Origin of the sequence: Mucilaginibacter gilvus, from assembly GCF_004054195.1 — a bacterium.
Classification (GTDB): domain Bacteria; phylum Bacteroidota; class Bacteroidia; order Sphingobacteriales; family Sphingobacteriaceae; genus Mucilaginibacter; species Mucilaginibacter gilvus.
In genome coordinates, this window is record NZ_SBIW01000008.1 from 426,145 (window position 1) to 445,946 (window position 19,802).

16 protein-coding genes are annotated in these 19,802 nt (G+C 45.7%); 10 read left to right on the forward strand and 6 right to left on the reverse strand.

The genetic code is table 11. The features are described 5' to 3' along the window. Window positions 1–33 precede the first annotated feature (33 nt). A complete protein-coding gene (gene gcvP / locus EPL05_RS18735; RefSeq protein WP_128535512.1) occupies window positions 34–2,943 on the forward strand; it encodes an aminomethyl-transferring glycine dehydrogenase in 2,910 nt (969 codons plus the stop codon). Window positions 2,944–3,408: 465 nt separating this feature from the next. Here gcvP and EPL05_RS18740 read toward each other — a convergent pair whose 3' ends face one another. Together EPL05_RS18740 and EPL05_RS18745 are read right to left on the reverse strand one after the other, a co-directional pair. Continuing rightward, the gene (locus EPL05_RS18740; protein WP_128535513.1) at window positions 3,409–3,966 is read right to left on the reverse strand and encodes a hypothetical protein; all 558 of its coding nucleotides are present in this window, start codon (window positions 3,964–3,966) and stop codon (window positions 3,409–3,411) included. A gap of 100 nt (window positions 3,967–4,066) precedes the next feature. Next, entirely contained in the window at window positions 4,067–5,209 is a 1,143-nt protein-coding gene (locus tag EPL05_RS18745; RefSeq protein ID WP_128535514.1) for an FAD-dependent oxidoreductase, read from the reverse strand. Between the two features lie 185 nt (window positions 5,210–5,394). Between EPL05_RS18745 and EPL05_RS18750 the strand changes: the two genes are divergently transcribed. Continuing rightward, complete coding sequence (locus tag EPL05_RS18750; RefSeq protein WP_128535515.1) at window positions 5,395–5,706, forward strand: antibiotic biosynthesis monooxygenase family protein; 312 nt, start codon at window positions 5,395–5,397, stop codon at window positions 5,704–5,706. Window positions 5,707–6,022: 316 nt separating this feature from the next. Beyond that, the gene (locus EPL05_RS18755; RefSeq protein ID WP_128535516.1) at window positions 6,023–6,445 is read left to right on the forward strand and encodes a response regulator; all 423 of its coding nucleotides are present in this window, start codon (window positions 6,023–6,025) and stop codon (window positions 6,443–6,445) included. Here EPL05_RS18755 and EPL05_RS18760 read toward each other — a convergent pair. Next, entirely contained in the window at window positions 6,429–7,202 is a 774-nt protein-coding gene (locus EPL05_RS18760; protein WP_128535517.1) for an MBL fold metallo-hydrolase, read from the reverse strand. The genes EPL05_RS18755 and EPL05_RS18760 overlap by 17 nt on opposite strands. A gap of 148 nt (window positions 7,203–7,350) precedes the next feature. On the opposite strand from EPL05_RS18760, the gene EPL05_RS18765 reads away from it, so the two are divergent. From EPL05_RS18765 to EPL05_RS18780, 5 genes are all read left to right on the forward strand, one after another. Beyond that, on the forward strand, window positions 7,351–7,755 hold the full coding sequence (locus tag EPL05_RS18765) for a BlaI/MecI/CopY family transcriptional regulator (protein ID WP_243837326.1): 405 nt from the start codon (window positions 7,351–7,353) through the stop codon (window positions 7,753–7,755). 122 nt (window positions 7,756–7,877) lie between these two features. Beyond that, complete coding sequence (locus EPL05_RS18770) at window positions 7,878–9,941, forward strand: M56 family metallopeptidase (protein ID WP_128535518.1); 2,064 nt, start codon at window positions 7,878–7,880, stop codon at window positions 9,939–9,941. A 215-nt stretch (window positions 9,942–10,156) separates the two neighbouring features. Continuing rightward, window positions 10,157–11,857, forward strand: a complete 1,701-nt coding sequence (recN, locus tag EPL05_RS18775; protein WP_128535519.1) for a DNA repair protein RecN — start codon at window positions 10,157–10,159, stop codon at window positions 11,855–11,857. A 168-nt stretch (window positions 11,858–12,025) separates the two neighbouring features. Then, entirely contained in the window at window positions 12,026–12,175 is a 150-nt protein-coding gene (locus tag EPL05_RS24085) for a hypothetical protein (protein WP_166727749.1), read from the forward strand. Between the two features lie 172 nt (window positions 12,176–12,347). After that, window positions 12,348–13,160, forward strand: coding sequence for an enoyl-ACP reductase FabI (locus EPL05_RS18780; RefSeq protein WP_128535520.1), 813 nt, complete (start codon window positions 12,348–12,350; stop codon window positions 13,158–13,160). A 179-nt stretch (window positions 13,161–13,339) separates the two neighbouring features. Here EPL05_RS18780 and EPL05_RS18785 read toward each other — a convergent pair whose 3' ends face one another. Beyond that, complete coding sequence (locus EPL05_RS18785) at window positions 13,340–13,741, reverse strand: hypothetical protein (protein ID WP_128535521.1); 402 nt, start codon at window positions 13,739–13,741, stop codon at window positions 13,340–13,342. Between the two features lie 89 nt (window positions 13,742–13,830). On the opposite strand from EPL05_RS18785, the gene EPL05_RS18790 reads away from it, so the two are divergent. Together EPL05_RS18790 and EPL05_RS18795 are read left to right on the forward strand one after the other, a co-directional pair. Next, window positions 13,831–15,534: a hypothetical protein gene (locus EPL05_RS18790; protein ID WP_128535522.1), complete on the forward strand. Its 1,704-nt coding sequence runs from the start codon at window positions 13,831–13,833 to the stop codon at window positions 15,532–15,534. 25 nt (window positions 15,535–15,559) lie between these two features. Then, the gene (locus tag EPL05_RS18795) at window positions 15,560–16,621 is read left to right on the forward strand and encodes a carboxypeptidase-like regulatory domain-containing protein (protein WP_128535523.1); all 1,062 of its coding nucleotides are present in this window, start codon (window positions 15,560–15,562) and stop codon (window positions 16,619–16,621) included. Window positions 16,622–16,673: 52 nt separating this feature from the next. On the opposite strand, the gene EPL05_RS18800 is transcribed toward EPL05_RS18795, so the two are convergent. Together EPL05_RS18800 and EPL05_RS18805 are read right to left on the reverse strand one after the other, a co-directional pair. After that, the gene (locus tag EPL05_RS18800; protein WP_128535524.1) at window positions 16,674–16,853 is read right to left on the reverse strand and encodes a hypothetical protein; all 180 of its coding nucleotides are present in this window, start codon (window positions 16,851–16,853) and stop codon (window positions 16,674–16,676) included. A 246-nt stretch (window positions 16,854–17,099) separates the two neighbouring features. Further along, entirely contained in the window at window positions 17,100–19,643 is a 2,544-nt protein-coding gene (locus EPL05_RS18805; RefSeq protein ID WP_128535525.1) for an ATP-dependent Clp protease ATP-binding subunit, read from the reverse strand. Window positions 19,644–19,802: the final 159 nt, after the last annotated feature.

Below are 19,802 nucleotides of genomic sequence, written 5' to 3' on the forward strand. Positions count from 1 at the left end.
ACCTTTGCACTAAATTTAAGGGACACCCATTTGATGAAGCTGAACATAGATTACCAGGAGAAATTCCAGCACAGGCACATAGCGCCAAACCAGGCAGATACCGATAAAATGTTAAAAACTATTGGTGTGGAAACGCTTGACCAACTGATAGATGAAACGGTACCAGCTAAAATAAGGCTGAAAGCACCATTGAATTTACCTGCCGCCAAAAGCGAGTTTGATTACCTGAATACGCTGAAAGTAACGGCATCTAAAAACAAGGTTTTTAAATCTTACATCGGTCAGGGTTATTATGACGTGATCGTTCCGGGTGTGATACAACGTAATATTCTGGAAAACCCGGGATGGTACACCCAATATACACCCTACCAGGCCGAGATAGCACAAGGCCGCTTACAGGCGCTGCTGAATTTCCAAACCATGGTTATTGATTTGACCGGGATGGAAATTGCCAACGCATCCCTGTTAGACGAAGGTACCGCCGCCGCCGAGGCTATGTTTATGCAATACAGCCTGCGCAAAAACCAAAAAGCCAACGTGTTTTTTGTGAGCGAGGAAGTGTTCCCGCAAACTATTGATATTTTAAAAACCCGCAGCGAGCCTTACGGTATTAAGCTACAAATAGGCAACCACAGCAATGTGGAATTAACCGACGATATGTTCGGCGCAATTGTACAATATCCTGCAGGCAATGGCGAGGTATACAACTACAAAGGCTTTGCCGACCAACTGCACGAAAAAAGTATAAAATTAACGGTTGTTGCCGATATTATGAGCCTTACCCTGCTCACCCCTCCGGGCGAATGGGGCGCGGATATTGTGGTGGGCAGCACCCAACGCTTTGGCGTACCAATGGGTTTTGGCGGCCCGCACGCCGCTTATTTTGCTACTAAGGAAGAATACAAACGCTCTATCCCGGGCCGTATTATTGGTGTAACTATTGATGCAGCAGGTAACTACGCCCTGCGCATGGCCCTGCAAACCCGCGAGCAGCACATCCGCCGCGATAAAGCAACCTCCAACATTTGTACCGCACAGGCTTTACTGGCTATTATGGCCGGTATGTATGCCGTTTACCACGGCCCTAAAGGTGTAAAGCTGATAGCAGAGCGCATCCACGGGTTAACCGTGCTGCTGGCTTCGGCGCTTAACGAATTAGGTTACGAGCAACTGAATAAAGTTTATTTTGATACCCTGAAGTTTGACCTTGGCGTGTTAGCCGGTCCCATACATTCTGAGGCGTTGAATAACGAATCGAACTTCCATTACAACGGTACTGAGGTTACCATCTCTTTAGATGAAACTACTTCGCCTGAGGATGTGAAAAACATTGTGCGTTTCTTTGCTAAAGTGAAAGGCAAAACATTAACTGATGCCAATTTCGATGGGCTGAAGGAAAACGTTGAGTCGGTGATCCCTGCAGATCTGCAGCGTACATCGGCTTACTTAACCCATGCCTTGTTTAACTCGCACCACAGCGAGCATGAGATGCTGCGTTACATCAAATCATTAGAAACCAAAGATCTTTCGCTTTGCCACTCGATGATAGCACTGGGTAGCTGCACCATGAAACTGAACGCCACTACCGAAATGGTACCTGTTACCTGGGCGGAGTTTAGCAAAATGCACCCTTTTGCACCAACCGACCAGGTAGGTGGTTACATGCAACTATTTGACGAACTGAATAAATGGCTGAGCGAAATTACCGGCTTTGCGGCCATGAGCTTACAACCAAACGCCGGCGCGCAAGGCGAATACGCCGGGCTGATGGTTATCCGCGCTTACCATAACGACCGGGGCGATAGCCACCGTAATATTGCGTTAATACCATCATCTGCACATGGTACCAACCCTGCGTCTGCAGCGATGGCCGGGATGAAAATTGTAGTGGTAAAATGTGACGATAACGGCAACATAGACGTAGAAGATATGCGTGCCCGCGCCGAGCAATACAAAAACGAACTAAGTTGTTTAATGGTAACCTATCCATCTACCCACGGCGTGTTCGAAGAATCTATCATCGAGATCTGCGAGATCATCCACGCAAATGGCGGCCAGGTGTATATGGACGGCGCTAACATGAACGCGCAGGTAGGCCTAACCAGTCCCGCCAATATTGGTGCTGATGTTTGCCACCTTAATTTACACAAAACCTTTTGCATACCACACGGTGGTGGCGGCCCGGGCATGGGCCCGATTGGTGTTGCAAAACACCTGGTACCTTACCTGCCCGGCCACGCGGTGGTTGATATTGATAATGGCAAAGCCATCCACGCGGTGTCGTCGGCACCATGGGGTTCGGCTTCCATCCTTATCATCTCTCACGCTTACATCGCCATGATGGGCGGCGAGGGATTAACCAACGCAACCCGCTACGCTATCCTGAACGCCAACTATATCAAAACCCGCTTAAAAGCACATTATAACGTATTGTACACCGGTAGTAAAGGCCGCTGCGCACACGAGATGATACTGGACTGTCGCTCGTTTAAAGCGTACGGCATCGAAGTAGTTGATATTGCCAAACGCTTGATGGACTACGGTTTCCACGCGCCAACGGTATCGTTCCCGGTTGCGGGTACGGTAATGATAGAGCCGACAGAATCGGAACCGAAGCATGAGCTTGATCGTTTCTGCGATGCCATGATCTCTATCCGCCACGAAATTGAGGATGTAGAAAAAGGCCTGTCGGATAAAACTGATAACCCGTTAAAGAACGCCCCGCATACTTCAGCAGTAATTACCGGCAACGAGTGGGAGCACCCCTACACCCGCCAAAAAGCAGGTTTCCCGCTGCCATACGTAGCCGCTTACAAATTCTGGCCATCGGTTGGTCGTGTAAACGATACCTACGGCGACCGTACATTAATTTGCTCGTGCCCTCCGCTAAGCGATTACGAGTTTGAAGAAAGCGAAGTAACCACGCCGGAATACGGAACGTGAAAATAGATGTGCAGATTTCAGATGCGTAGATAAAATGATTAAATTGAGGCTCCTATTTTAGGAGCCTTTTTTATGGAGAAAATATATAGGGATGAAGAAGTCCTTGAGTTAACTAATGGTAATTAGTTTATTCATGATGCCAGTGTTACCCGGTTTGATGTAAACAATCAAGATTCTCGGTTATGCATAGATGTATATTTTACATCGATTCAATCAAAAAAATGGGCTGAAATACAAATCAAACTCCGTTTTGTAGATGTGGTTGAATATTCCTTTTACTGGAATGCTGATTACAATTTCTATTATGTGGAACGACATAAATTTTTTAAAACAGAAAAAGGATTTTACATGAGTCTTGACCCGGTCAATGAAGTTGATGTGGTGGAGGAAAGTGATAATGACATTACTTTAAGCAGGAATATAGAAGCGTATTTATTGTAGTAACATTAATCCGGTACGCTTTCACTACTCTAATGTTTTCAATATTCTATACATATCCGGATACTCCACTGAATATTGAACTAAATATTTGTTACCCACTTTCAAATCTTGTCGGGTGTCAGCAAAAGCCTGTTCAACAATCTGGTTACTAACTTTGTAATTAATAATCGACCATGGCTGCTTGCCCGATCTTGTACTTCTCAAATCAATAGCAACAACAATAGCAACTGCCTGCATTGTTGGCTCATAGGTTAAAATACCCTGGACTCGTTCTTTTGCCATATTATTGGCATATACAAAGCCACCCATAAATATGGAAATAAACAGTATTGTTATTAGCACTTTGGCCTGTTTAAAACGTTTCAATATAATATTGCGGGCTTTATATTCCAATACAAAAGTAGCACATCCACCAATTGCCAGGGCGATAATTTGAAAGTGCAAAACTTCTCCGTTTTTATACCAAAAGAAATAACATAAAATGAAGCCCGACAAATAACAAACTAGCCCTGCCAACAATATCATTCTGCTTTTGTCATCTCGCGACATTTTCTTTCCTGCTAACGCGTTATCGTTTTCCAATTGGATTTACTTTACTGGATTTACGAGCAAATATACCGAAATTGCAAATGGTTTAGATATAGCACGGCACCTATGCAAATTAATTCTTGATTCAGGAGACTTAACCTATCACCCCCATCATAAACCCTATCGCACCTTCCGAATGCAGTGTTGTCGTCGAATACATTGTCATCTCCGCAGTCTCTGAAGCCCTTGCCCGCATTTGCTTTTCAAAAGCGGCTATGGCCGATAAGATGTCGGGATAATCTTCGTTTAACAAAGCTTGCGACAGTTCCAATGCGTCCAGCATGGCCATGTTTACGCCTTCGCCGGCGTAGGGTGGCATCAGGTGGGCGGCATCGCCCAGCATGGAAAGGTTGGGCTGTGGTTCCCAGGTTTGGTCCAATGGCATACAGTATTGCGGGCGGGCAAAGAATGGGCCGCTGGCGTTTTCGAATAGTTCCAGCCAGATCTCGTCCCAGCCTTTGTATTCGGTTTTAAACCAGGCAAGCACTTGTGCTTTATCTGTAAAATCTATCCCGCAATCGCGCAGCCAGTGCTCCTGACAATTAAAACCGGGGTAAAATACCAGGCTGCCATCGCCTTTACTGCTTACAATAAGTGTTTTCTCATCACCAAAGGCGAAGATCTTGCCGCCGTTTAGCAGTTTGTGCATGTTCGGGCTGGCAACCTCCGAATTATACACGGCACCTTCAATGGCTGTAACGCCGGCATAAAACGGCTTAATAGGGGTAAGGTAGGGGCGCAGTTTGGAGTTGGCACCATCAGCGGCGATTACCAGGTCGGCGTAAACAACATCACCGTTTTTAAATCCTACATTCCAGCCGGTACCATTTGGCGTAAGCACGGCAAATTGGCTGTCCCAGACCACGGTGCCCGGAAACAGCGATTCCAGCAGGATATTCTGCAAAGGGCCGCGGTCTATTTCGGGGCGCATGGTGTCTTCGCGTGGGCTTGCCTCATCGTCGTGCAGTAAGCTGGCGTGTTTATCTGCAATGCGCAGGGCATCCGCACCGGGGCGGTAGTTAGCCCAAAAGGCTTCCATCAGTCCGGCTGCATCCAAAGCCGCCAGGCCCGATTCTTCGTGCAAGTCAAGCGTTGCGCCTTTGGCCCGCGCATCTTTGTGCTCGTCGCGTTCGTAAACTTTAATATCAGCGCCATGCATTTGCAAAAGGCGTGCAAGGGTTAGCCCGCCGGGACCGCCGCCTATAATGGCTATTTTTTTATTGTTGATGTTATTCATTATTGCTTCGAGTTTTAGCCTTGCTTAATAGAGTAGACGAACAACCATAGGAAACATTTTAAATAATTTACAGAATATATATCTACAGATGTGCAAATTTCAGTTGCTCAGATTCTTGCAACCGGGACTTTCAGATTTTTCCATCTGAAATCCGCACATTTGCAAATCCGCACATCAATGAGATTATGATAGCCCAAACCCCACAACCACCCTATTACGCTGTTATATTTACTTCTATCCGCACCGCTGGAGATGACGGCTATGGAGATATGGCCACTGAAATGGGTGAGCTTGCCGCCCGGCAGAACGGTTACCTCGGCATAGAATCTGCCCGTAACGAAACCGGCATTACGGTTTCTTATTGGGCGAGTTTAGAAGCTATTAAAAACTGGAAGGCCGTAAGCAGGCATCAATTGGCACAAAAATACGGTCGAGATAAATGGTACGAAAGCTATAAAGTGCGGATTTGTTTGGTAGAACGCGATTACGAATTTTAACAAGCCCGTTCATTACAAATAGCGAGATGTTCGCGATGATAACCTGGCTGGAGTTTTAACCAATCAGCCATATTTGGTACAACAGATTTTTGCCTGTTTTTAATTCAATTCACGGGGGGGATTTATTGCCAAATTCATAATAATGCCCGAATTTGTAACATGCGGTGCCGCACACACGTAACATTCCTACTATTAATGCGGTACAACTGTAAGTTTTAATTACTTTGCGCTACTTCCAGAAAGTTTGTAATAAATGTATATTTACAACTATTAGGAGTAAAACCTTTTTAATTTTATTTCCGTATAAGGAACAGATATGAGCCCTAATAATACCAAAGCCGTAAGCGTTTTATTAGTTGATGATGATGAAATAAACAACTTCATCTCCATTAAACTGATAAAGAAAGCATTAACGAACACAGACATCATGGCATGCCTGAACGGGAGATTTGCGATCGATCAGCTCGCAGAAATTCAACGTAAGGACCCAAGCAAATTACCCGACTATATTTTGCTGGATATTAATATGCCTATAATGAATGGCTGGGAGTTTTTGGACGAATACAAGCGTATCAACCTCGATCCGCTGGGCAAAAGTAAAATTTATATCATTTCTTCATCCGTTTTCAGCAACGATATCAACAAAGCGCGCTCCTACCCGCTGGTAAAAGATTTTGTGTCGAAACCACTTAACGTAGAAAAAATAAAAGAACTTTTCGGAGTTAAAGAAGAGGCGTAACCGTAAACTGTTCGTCCTGGTAACTTATATTGCCAACCGCGTTAGCCCTTGCATGGTAAAACAGGCATGTATATCCTTCAGATGCTGCTTTTTTTCCATATTGTATCCGCAATTCTGCAGATCGGTGCCCATCGTAATCGTATTTAGCTACAAATTTTCTGATCAGTTGCTCCGGTTCCGGTAGTTCATCTCCGCCAAAAAATACTTTGCTGCCTTCTGTATCAAACCAAAACACCTGGTGAAATTTGCTGTGTCCGCCGCTCCATTTATAAGTGATGCCGGGCTTAAACTCGCCATCGCCTTCTACCAACGTCATTTTTACTTTATCCTTCAGCCCTTCAAAAATCTCTTTATGGTAGGATGAAGATGCGCCGGTTAAGGCAAATTCCCATTCCTGTTTATTGATCACATGCTCGGCGTCAGGGAAACTTGGCTCCAGCTTACCACCGCGCTCTACTACCAGTCCGCCGGAATGATCGTAATGCAGGTGGCTCATCAGTACCAGTGTAACTTCTTCTGGGTTGAACCCGGCGTTGCGGATGTGTTGGTGTAGTAAAAGCTCGTCGCGGGTGTCTTTATAGCCAAGGCCTGCGTCAAGCAAAATGAGGTCTGTATTGGTTTTGATGAGGAAAGGGTTCACATGAATAAACAACGAACCTGGTCGGTCGCGCTTATTATCCGTCTCCGGGTTAAAAGGGATAAACTTTTTGGTACTATCAACCGAATATGAGCCCTCGCCTAAAGCAAAAATTTCCATGTGCAAATATAAAGGGATAATTGTAACGGTTTAGTCATAACGTGTGTCTATTAGCTGGCGGATAATTTGTAGCTAATTATCGCCAAACAGTTAAAAACTGTTAAATTTTTAACAAAACATTTTGATATACGAAAATTATCGTAGATATTTGTACGAAGGAATTCGTAATAAGGAGAACATGGAACTGAAACCAACAGAAAGCGAGCTGGAAATTTTACAGGTAATTTGGAAGAGAGGCCAATGCACAGTACGCGATGTGCATGAGGAGCTCGCCAAAAGCAAAGAATCGGGTTATACCACTACCCTGAAACTGATGCAGATAATGCACGAAAAAGGCCTGGTTGAACGTAACACCGATGCCAAAACACATCTGTACAAAGCGGTGATTACCCGCGGCGAGGCGCAGCAGGGCGCGCTCGATAAGATCATATCCACCGTGTTCAAAGGCTCCACTTCCGACCTGGTGATCCAGGCGCTGGGGCAGCATCGCGCATCAAAGGATGAGATAGACGCTATCAAGGATTATTTGAAGCAGTTTGAGGATAAAGAGTAGGACGGTTTCGAATGTCGAATTTCTGACTTCGAATTTAAGGAAAACAAAGTATTGGAATTTTAATGTAGGGCTTTAACTTTTAAGCTTTCGGCTTTGGACTTTAACCTTTAGACTTTTTAAAAATGCAAAGCTTGTTATATAACATCAGCCAGGTTTTAGGCATTGCCATTCTGCATTCGCTATGGCAGGGGCTGTTGATCTGGTTCCTGTTACGCGTGGTGTTCAGCACGATGCCATCACTGTCAGCCGTAAAAAAATACAATATGGCTGCGGCGGCTATGCTGGGTATTGTTGCCTGGTTTATGGTAACCTTGTTTAACGAGGCCGGCAATTTTAACTGGTCGCCGGTAGCCAATGTGCCATCTGCAGGCTTTGTGCCGCAGGCGGGGCTGGTAAACCAGCTTTCGCCTTTTAAAGCGCAGGCAGATAGGTACTATTATGTTATAGCAGGTTACTTGCCCTACATTTCTGTACTCTACCTAACGGGTTTAGCGGTAAACCTGCTTAAGTTGAGTTATTGCAGGGTAAAGTTGTTCCGTATTAAAAAAGCACTGTTCCCGGCAGGGGACATGCAGTGGCTGGTTGACGATTTTTCGGAAAGATTGAATATCCGCCGCTACGTTAGGGTAAATTTCAGCTCGCTTGTTGATGTGCCCTGTATGATAGGTTACCTTAAACCCATCATCCTTTTACCAATTTCTTTATCAGCAAACCTCTCTGTGGCCGAAACAGAGGCAATTTTACTGCACGAACTCGCCCACATTAAACGGAACGATTATTTGGTAAACCTGCTGCAGCAGGTAATAAATTCCTTATTGTTCTTTAATCCTTTCGCCCAAATGGTTAACCGTTTAATAAGCGCCGAGCGCGAAAACTGCTGCGATGACTTGGTAGTGCAAACTACCAATAATCCGCTGGTATACGCCCGTGCATTGCTAAAGCTCGAAGAAAGCAGGCAAACCAACCTGCAGCTGGCGCTGGCCGCCAGCACAAAAAAAACCTATTTATTAACCCGAATTGAACGCATCATGAAAACAAAACAAAACATAGGCAACATACGCCACCTGGTGCTTGCCATATTACTTTTAGCCGGCAGCTTAAGCAGCATTGCCTGGTTAAACCCCGAAATTAAGAACGGTAAAGTAACCGTTAACGCAGTAAAACCTGTAGCAGTTATTAATAAACTAAATAGCCTGTTTGCAGATACTACCCGCAAAAAAGCGGGTAAAGCAAAAACTGCCAAAGCAACAAAACTTTATAACGTGAAGCTGGACAGAGAGCAGGACGGCTTTAATTTCAATTACGGCCCCAGCGACCCCGAATTGGTACGCCTGAGCGCCGATATACAAAAGCAAAGCGAAATACTGAACAAGTATTATGATAGCCCAGAATTTAAGGCCATAACAGCCGATATGGAAAAACGCGGAAAAGAAATAGGCGATTTTTATAACAAGGAAGAAATGAAAACGCTAAGCGCCGATATGCAAAAAATTGGTGAAGAGTTTAGCAAAAAGTACAGCCACAACCCCGATGTTGAAAAATACGGACAGGACATGGGCGACCAAGGCAAAAAAATAGAGAAGTACTTTAGCTCGGGTGAATTTAAGGATATGAACGCCACGTTAAAGAAAAAATACAACATCACCAAGGATTATAACGACAGCCGTGACGAGAACTATAAAAAATACCAGGACGAACTGCATAGCAAACTCCCTGCAGAAGTAAAGCAGCAGACTGAACAAATGCGTACCCTTGGCGAAAAGATGCGCGGCTTTTACCAGTCGGGTGATTATGTTGCATCGCGCGACAAAATGCGTACTATGGGCGATAGCATGCGCAAGGCGTATAATAACCCCGCTATTAAAGAGCAGCAGGCAGAGATGCGTAAGCTAAGCGAAAAGATGCGCAACTACACTAATAGCCCTGAGCTTGAGCAGGCCAAAAAAGCTATGCGGGCCGCTTCTGCACGTATGCGCGCTTACACCCAATCGCCGGCTTTTAAGCAAAAGATGGAATTGTATCGCAAAAGCATGAAATCGTACAACTTCAACTATAATTATAATAACGACGAGCGCGTAGAAAAGCCGGAGAAGCCTGAAAAACCAGAGAAACTGGAAAAGCCAGAGAAACCAGAAAAAGAAAGTATAGAGAAGCCCGAAAAGCCGGAGTCGCCAGAGAAACCGTAAAATCGGTTGGCAGATAGCAGTTTGCATTAACTTAGTAAGAAGCTTTCCGGAAACGGAAGGCTTTTCTTTTTAAATTTTATAAAGCGAGTAAATTACAAACTGCTTACCACAATGCAATAATAAAAGCTATTTTTTTTAGCATTTTCAGACAAAACGCACACAGGTAAGTATCTTTTTGTAATTTAGTACTTTCAAAAAAAGAGGGTACTTTTTTTATGCTTCAAAAGCTAACCATCCAAAACTACGCGCTGATAGATAACCTGGAGATCAGGTTTGATAAGGGCTTGAATATACTAACCGGCGAAACCGGGGCCGGTAAATCTATCATTTTAGGGGCATTGTCGCTGATATTGGGGCAGCGTGCCGAGAGCCGTTACTTTTTTAATCAGCAAAAAAAATGTGTGATAGAAGGTTCGTTTAAAATTGCCGGCTTCCACCTCAATTCATTTTTTGAAGTTAACGACCTCGACCATGAGGACGAAACCGTACTGCGTCGAGAGATCTCCAGTGACGGCAAATCCCGCGCGTTTATCAATGATACCCCCGTTAACTTAACCCAGATAAAAAATCTGGGAGAGCGCCTGATAGACATCCACTCGCAACATGCCACCCGCGACATAAACGACCCTGATTTTCAGCTTTTAGTTGTTGACGGCGTGGCAGGGCATCACGAGTTACTGGCCGACTATCAAATCAAATACAAAGCCTACCGTAAAGCGCTAACCCAGTTACAAGCTTTAATTGAGCAAAATGATAAAGCAAAAGCAGATTTAGATTACTACCAGTTTCAGTTTGATGAGCTGGAAAAGGCGGGCATTGCTGCCGATGAACAGGAAAGTTTAGAGAGAGAACTCTACTCCCTTAACAATGCCGAGGAAATAAAACGCAACCTGAATGGTGCACACTTTTTGATGCACGAGGGCGAAACGTCGGCTATTATTCAGCTTCGCGAAGCGGGGCAGCAACTGTCGGTAGTGGAGAAGTATGATAGTGAGGTAGAAGAGTTGCATGAGCGACTGAAAAGCACGCTCATTGAATTGAAGGATATCGCTGCCGAGATAGAAATTATTGAACAGCGCACCATCACCAATAATGCCCGTGCCGAAGAAGTAAATACCCGACTTAGTCTGCTATACAACCTGCAGAAAAAGCACCGCGTAAACAGCAACGAAGAATTGCTGGCGATACAGGCGGATCTATCCGAAAAAATAGCGCAGGCTGTTTTTGGCGACGAAGCGGTGGAGAAACTACAGAAACAAATAGCCGCCGCACAACAGGAACTTGAAAAACTGGCTGCTCAACTATCGGCGAATCGCAAAAAGGCTATCCCGGTGATCATTCAAAAAGTGCTGGCCAATCTTACCGAAATGGGTATGGGGAACTCGGCCTTGGAGATAGAGCAAAGCCCTGTAGCCCCCCAGCCCCCTAAAGGGAGAGCAGGAGTTGGGCCGGCGCTTGGGCCTAATGGCATGGATACGATCCGCTTCCTGTTCTCGGCCAACAAAGGGCATGCATTGGCCGATATGAGCAAAGTAGCATCTGGCGGTGAGTTGAGCCGGTTGATGCTCAGCATCAAATCTATCATTGCGGAGTATACCGCCTTGCCGACTATTATTTTTGATGAGATAGATACTGGGGTAAGCGGCGAGGTGGCCAATAAGGTGGGACAGGTGATGGAGCGCCTGGCACAAAACCTGCAGGTAATTACCATAACCCACCTGCCGCAAATTGCAGGTAAGGGCAACAGCCATTACTTTGTTTATAAGGACGATTCCGAATCGGCTACCAAAACCCGTATTAAAAAATTAAGCGAGAACGAGCGCGTGCTGGAAATTGCCAAAATGCTCAGCGGCGATAAACCGGGTGAAAGCGCATTGCAAAACGCGAGGGAGCTGCTGAGCCCCCCAACCCCCTAAAGGGGGAGCTATATTTGCGTTAGGGGTAGAAGCGGATACCGGCCTGTGCCTAAGGCTTGTGCAGTATGAGCGGATAACCCGGGCCGCAGGCAACGCCATTGTTTGTCTGAATCATAATTTTCAGAATTAAGGAATTTTCAGAATACCAACCTTCCTAAATCTGCTGCCGTGAATCTCCAACTCTCCTGCTGCCGCGAGTTTCCAACTCATGGTGCCTCATTGGGGCAGCTTTCAGCTGCCGTTGGGCGAAAGCAGGATGCTTTCGCCATGCCATACCACGAGATACGCTTCGCTAATCTCGCGGCAGCGGTATGGTGAAGAGAGATAGTCGCCTTACATTAACCACTCCAAATTCACAATCGAAACTTTCCAACCCCTTCAACCACTACAACTTTTATAACTTATTACAACCCTTTCCAACATTTTCAACCTCTCCAACAACTTCCGACAAAAAAATATAACTTTGCCCCATTATAAAACCAAGAAAACAATGGCTTACAATTTATTAAAAGGTAAAAAAGGAATTATTTTCGGGGCGCTTAACGAGCAGTCGATAGCCTGGAAAGTGGCTCAACGCTGCGTTGCAGAGGGTGCCGAAATAGTTTTAACCAACTCGCCGCTTGCACTGCGCATGGGCGAACTGAATAAACTTGCAGAGGAATGTAATGCCCCTGTTATACCGGCTGATGTTACCAGCAACGAGGATGTTACTAACCTTATTACCAAAAGCATGGAGCATTTTGGCGGCGGTGTTGATTTTATCCTGCACTCGATAGGCATGAGCGTAAACGTGCGCAAAAATATCCCGTACACCGAAAATAATTACGATTTTACCCACAAAGGGCTTGATATATCTGCACTAAGTTTTCACCGCGTAATGCAAACAGCCATGAAACTTGATGCCGTAAACGAGTGGGGGTCGATCATCGCGCTAACGTATATTGCAGCGCAACGCGTATTTCCTGATTATAACGATATGGCCGATAACAAGGCTTACCTGGAAAGCATTGCCCGCAACTTTGGCTACCAGTATGGTGTTAAAAAACACGTGCGTGTGAATACCATTTCGCAATCGCCTACCCGCACAACCGCAGGTAACGGTGTTAAAGGTTTCGACGGCTTTGTAAACTATGCCGAAAAAATGAGTCCGCTTGGTAACGCAGATGCCGACCAATGTGCCGACTATGTGGTAACCCTGTTTAGCGACTTAACCAAAATGGTTACCATGCAAAACCTGTTCCACGATGGTGGTTTCTCTTACACAGGCGTTACCCAGGCTGTGATAGAGCAAATGGAGAAATAATAGCCCCACCTGGCCTTCCCTGAATGGGGGGAGATAAAAAACAAAGCGTCTTTTAAAGTCTCCCCCTTCAGGGGGAGATTTAGAGGGGGCTCACAAAAAAGGCACCCAACCGGTGCCTTTTACTTTTTAAAATTTATTGATCTATTTGGAAACCTCCTTTTGAAGGGAGATTGGAGGAGCTATTGATTAGAATCTACCAGCACTATCTTCACGTTGCCGCCGCCCGGGTTGGGAGTGGTTAGGTTGCCGCTGTAAGCTTGGGCGTATATGGTTAGCAAACCACGCTCGTGGATGTAGCTATAACTAACCCCGTTAAAAACTTCGGGGATCTGCTCGTAAACGCCGGCGGTGAACGAGAGGTAAACTAATACGCCGGCATTGTCGTTGGCGTAACTGTCCAATTCGGGTACGCTGATGGATTGTTTCCAGGTTTTGCCGTTATCCAGTGTGCTCCACCCGTTAGTGCTTACACTTGTAAGAATAGTAAGGTTGTTATTCGGCGCTACCGAGTTGTCCTTTTGGCAGGATGACGCTGTCAATACTACGATTGCCAGGCATAAAATAGATAGAATTCGTTTCATATTGTTGTGTGTATATATTAGTAGGAATATTTTTAGGCGTAAAGGTTTAACAGCCCCGGCAATTATTATATTTGGGTAAAACGCCATCAATGAAAAAACTGCTTTACCTGCTTTTATTCTTCGCTATACCTTCCCAGGCCCAAACATTTCGCATCACTATCGACGTGTCGTTACACACAGGTCCGCTGGATGGCCGGTTGTTACTGCTATTTGCTAATAACGACAAATCCGAGCCGCGTTTCCAGATAGGGGATAACCTGCAAACGCAACAGGTTTTTGGCGTGGATGTAGAAGGTTGGCAGCCAGGCACCAGCCGTTCTGTAGATGTACAGGCATTTGGTTACCCGGTAGAACGGTTGAAAGATATGCCAGCAGGCGATTACTATGTGCAGGTACTGCTGCATAAGTACGAAACCTTTCATTTAAAAACCGGGCAAACTGTAAAGCTGCCGATGGACAGGGGCGAGGGTCAGCACTGGAACATAGCCCCTGGCAATATCTATTCGCAAACGGTAAAATTACACATCGACCCGATAGTGAATAACGAGATAGCGTTAACCATCAGCAAGATCATCCCGCCGATAGCACTACCTGCCGATACCAGATACATTAAACACATCCGCATTCAAAGTAAGCTGCTTACCGAGTTTTGGGGCAGGCCGATGTATTTAGGTGCGAATATTTTATTGCCCGGTGGCTTTGAGGAACACCGTAAGGTGAAGTATCCTATGGCCATTTTCCATGGTCATTTCCCGGCAGATTTTGAGGGCTTTCGCACTACGGTGCCCGATGCTAATTTAAAGCCCGATACTTCCGCGCGTTTTCATATTACGGGATACAACCGGATAGAACAGCAGGAGGCTTACGACTTTTACAAACAATGGACCGGCCCGAAGTTCCCCCGTGTACTCGCGGTGGAGATCCAACATGCCAACCCTTATTATGACGACTCTTACGCGGTGAATTCCGCCAACCTTGGCCCCTATGGTGATGCTATTACTTATGAATTGATCCCCGAAATTGAGAAGCGCTTCAGGGGAATTGGCAAAGGCTGGGCGCGCTTTGTTTACGGCGGCTCTACCGGAGGCTGGGAAGCATTGGCCGTTCAGGTTTTGTATCCCGACGAGTACAATGGCAGTTACGCTGCCTGCCCCGACCCGGTAGATTTTCACCATTACACCACCATGAACATCTACAAGGATAAGAACGCCTACTATCCTGAAAGTGATTTCAAGAAAACGCCCCGCCCCGGCGAGCGCGATTACCTGGGCCATGTACAGGCTACGCTAAAAGAAATAAACCAGCGCGAACTGGCCTTAGGAACCCGCAGCCGTAGTGGCGACCAGTTTGATATTTGGGAGGCCGTGTTTTCCCCAATGGATAAGGATGGTTACCCCAAGCGTATTTTTGATAAATACACCGGTGCCATTGATACCAGCGTAGCTAATTACTGGCGCGATAACTTCGACCTTACGCACATCATCAAGCGCGACTGGCCGAAAATTGGGAATAAACTAAAAGGGAAAATCCACATTTACGTAGGCGACATGGATACCTACTATCTCAACAACGCGGTTTACACCGCCGAGGACATGCTGAAAAAACTAAGTAACCCGGAGTGTAATTGCCAGGTAGATTACGGAGACCGCGCCGAGCATTGCTGGAACGGCGACCACACCCAGCCCAATTACATCAGCCGCTTGCGCTATCACCAAATGTTCATCAAAAAGTGGGCAGGCGAAGTAGGTGGCCGCGCGCCAAAAGGTGCCGATTTGAAAAGTTGGCGTTATTAACTATCATTCATATTAGCCTGAACCTATGAAATATATTCTGCTGCTTATCCTGTTTTCACCCATTATTTGCCTGGCCCAAACGAGGATCACTGGTAAGGTGCTTAACGCTGCCGATAACAAGCCCGTAGCTAACGCCAGTGTGTTTTTGAGTAATGCCACGGTTGGCAGCAAAACTGCCGACGATGGTGCTTTTACCCTGGTGAACGTCAGGCCCGGGCAATACGAATTTGTGGTATCTGTTGTAGGCTTCCAAACTTATCGCCAAATGGTGCTGGCCGGTATTGACGATATTAAGCTTCCTGACATTAAATTATCTGCAAAAACCACCGAACTAAAAGAGGTGACGGTGGTTGGCAACAATGACTGGGAGAAGAACTTTGAAATGTTTAAGTCCGATTTTATTGGTACATCTGCAGCTGCGCAGGAATGCAAAATAACCAACTACGATGCGCTTACGCTGGATTACGACAAAAACACGCGCAAGCTAACCGGCTTGTCTAACGATTTTTTGGAGATCGAAAATAAATACCTCGGTTACAAGATAAAGTACCTGCTGCAAGCTTTTGATAAAGATAACCGTACGGGGATGCTTTATTTTGCAGGTTCGTCTTTATTTGAAGATATGCCGGGCTCGTTGTCTCAAAAACGCCGCTGGCAAAAAAGGCGCAAGCAGACTTACATAGGTTCCAGCATGCATTTTTTAAGATCTGTATTGGCGGATAGTATGGATGCAGAAGGTTTTTCGGTGATGAGGTTGATTAGAAAGCCTAATCCAGGGTACAAAGAAGGAGGCCTCGATGCCAAATACATACAAACGCTGTTGAAAACGCCGCTGCTTAAAGTTCCCGATTTCTTCCGCCAAACAGACCGCGACGGGTTATATGCATTAGCGTTTACCGACTGCCTATACATCAAACACCGCAGTAACAACCTCGCAACCATTTTAAACATCAACAGCCCGTATGCTTTTTTTGACCACAACGGTATTATTGACGACCCCGCTGCTGTTGTTTTTGAAGGGGGATGGGGCCGATATAGGATAGCCGAGCTGCTACCGGTGGATTTTGTTCCTACGGAGGGTAAGTGATAGTTTTATATCCGTCTGCTTAAGCGGGGCATAAATCAATAAAAACCGCTTTTTATGGGCAAATAATTTGTGTAACGGTTCTATCTTCCAGCTTATAAGGTGTATAGTTTGTTGAGGTACCACAGGCATGGAACAAATTTATGGCATTTCCAGCCAAGGTTAGCAATGTATGTACTGTTGAACCGCCGTGTTCTAACGTATCTGTTTTAAAATCGCTGGCTAAAGCCTCCATCCTTTTATTTGTCAATATAGACTGCACACGAACCCAATCGTTTATTGTAATAACGTAGGAGCCATCATCCGTTATGGCTGTTAGCGACGCGTTTTCCTTGTAATATTGAACGGCAGTACTTCTGCGCCCGTCAGCTTGCGTCTTGAGTGTTGTATAAAATAGTGCGACGTCGACTGATTGATACACCCAACAAAAAAAGCCCGCCTACTTTCGTAAACGGGCTTGTAATATTTCAAAAGCGTTAGCTTATTGTTGTTGCTCTTCTTCGGGCGTTTTGTCTTCGCCGGCGGCTTTGTTTTTGGCTACAATCTTCACCTGGTCGGCTTCTTTGTCGTAATCTACTTCCATCGTATCGCCTTCTGTTAATTCGCCTTTCAGGATCTCTTCGGCAATCGGGTCTTCCAGGTATTTCTGGATGGCACGTTTTAACGGGCGGGCACCAAATTGCGAGTCGTAACCTTTTTCGGCAATGAATTCTTTGGCGGCTAAGGTCAGCTCAATTTTGTAACCCAGGCTGTTCACCCTGCCAAACAGGAAGCCTAATTCGATATCGATAATTTTGAAGATCTCGTCTTTACCCAAGGAGTTAAACACGATCACATCATCAATACGGTTCAAAAACTCGGGAGCGAAAGCGCGTTTCAAAGCGTTTTCTATCACGCCACGAGAGTGCGAATCTGCCTGTGTAGTTTTTGCAGCTGTAGTAAAACCAACACCCTGGCCAAAATCTTTCAACTGGCGTGCGCCAATGTTCGAGGTCATGATGATGATGGTATTCCTGAAATCAACCTTGCGGCCTAAAGAGTCGGTTAGTTGGCCTTCGTCCAATACCTGTAACAGTATGTTGAATACATCCGGGTGAGCTTTTTCTATCTCATCCAGCAACACTACAGCATAAGGTTTACGGCGCACCTTTTCGGTCAATTGTCCGCCTTCTTCGTAACCTACGTAGCCCGGAGGCGCGCCCACTAAGCGTGATACCGCGAATTTCTCCATGTACTCGCTCATGTCTATCTGTATCAGGGCGTCTTCGGTATCAAACATAAAACGGGCAAGCTCTTTAGCAAGCTCGGTTTTACCAACACCGGTAGGGCCTAAAAATATAAATGAGCCAATTGGCTTTTTAGGGTCTTTTAACCCCGCGCGGGTACGCTGAATAGCGCGGGTCAGTTTTTTGATAGCTTCATCCTGGCCAATGATCTTAGTTGCAATAGTGTCGCCCATGTTCAGCAGTTTCAGGCTGTCTGCCTGGCCAACACGCTGTACCGGGATGCCGGTCATCATGGCAACCACTTCGGCAACATTATCGTCAGATACGGTGTAGCGTTTAGATTTTGTTTCAGCTTCCCAAACAGATTTCGCCTGGTCAAGTTCCTCTAAAAGGTGCTTCTCGGTGTCGCGTAATTTGGCTGCTTCTTCGTATTTCTGGCTGCGTACAACCTTATTCTTCTCAATTTTTATCTGCTCTATCTTCGCCTCAATATCCAGTATCTGTTGTGGTACGTGGATATTGGTTAAGTGCACACGTGAGCCAGATTCGTCCAGTGCGTCGATCGCCTTGTCCGGTAAAAACCTGTCGGTAATATAGCGGGTGGTTAAAGTAACGCAGGCGTTGATGGCCTCATCGGTATAAGTTACACCGTGGTGCTCTTCGTATTTTTCTTTAATGCGGTTCAATATCTCTACCGTTTCAGCAGGAGTAGCGGGTTCTACCATTACCTTTTGGAAACGGCGATCCAAAGCGCCATCTTTTTCGATGTACTGGCGATACTCATCTAAAGTTGTTGCGCCGATGCACTGGATCTCTCCACGGGCCAAAGCCGGTTTAAACATGTTGGATGCGTCAAGCGAACCCGAAGCGCCGCCTGCGCCAACAATGGTGTGGATCTCATCAATGAACAAGATCACATCCGGAGATTTCTCCAGCTCGTTCATCACAGCTTTCATACGCTCCTCAAACTGCCCGCGGTATTTAGTACCGGCAACCAATGAAGCAAGATCCAGCGTAACTACGCGTTTGTTGAACAGCACGCGCGATACCTTACGTTGAACAATGCGCAATGCCAAACCTTCGGCAATGGCACTCTTACCAACACCTGGCTCGCCTATCAAAATAGGATTGTTCTTTTTACGACGCGACAAGATCTGCGACACACGCTCAATTTCTTTCTCGCGGCCTACGATAGGGTCCAGCTTGCCTTCTTCCGCGGCTTTTGTCAGGTCGCGGCCAAAATTGTCCAGCACCGGGGTTTTAGATTTAATATCCGACACCTTTTTAGGTTGGGTAAAATTATCATCTTCCTTAAAATCGTCGTCTCCACCTGTTGATGAACCCGGCATTTCGTCGGTAACATCATTTTTATGCGATTCTACTTCGCTTTTAAATACTTCGTAGTTCACGTTAAATTGCATTAATATCTGCGAAGCGATGTTGTCCTCGTCGCGCAATATCGATAGCAAAAGGTGTTCCGTACCAATAACATCGCTCTTGAAAATTTTCGCTTCCAGGTAAGTGATCTTTAATACTTTTTCGGCTTGTTTGGTTAACGGAATACTGCCTATATGTACGTTGGTGCCAATGGTGCCCTTCACGGCATCTTCCACGGCGCGGCGTAATTTGGCGGTATCAACAGTTAGCCCTTTTAATAGTTTAATTGCCACGCCATCGCCGTCGCGAATAAGGCCAAGCAAAAGGTGCTCCGTTCCAATATAATCGTGGCCAAGGCGCAAAGCCTCCTCCCTGCTGTACTGTATCACATCTTTAACCCGCGGCGAAAATTTAGCTTCCATATATACCTTTCTGATTATGATCGTCCTAATCTATAAAATTGTTTCTATTAGTCAAGTCGATAGTTTTTACATTTATCAACAATGTTGCCAGCTTTCTGCCTTTATTGTAAACAGACAATTTGATGATATGCCGCCTGTTTAAAAGGAATAAAATAAACC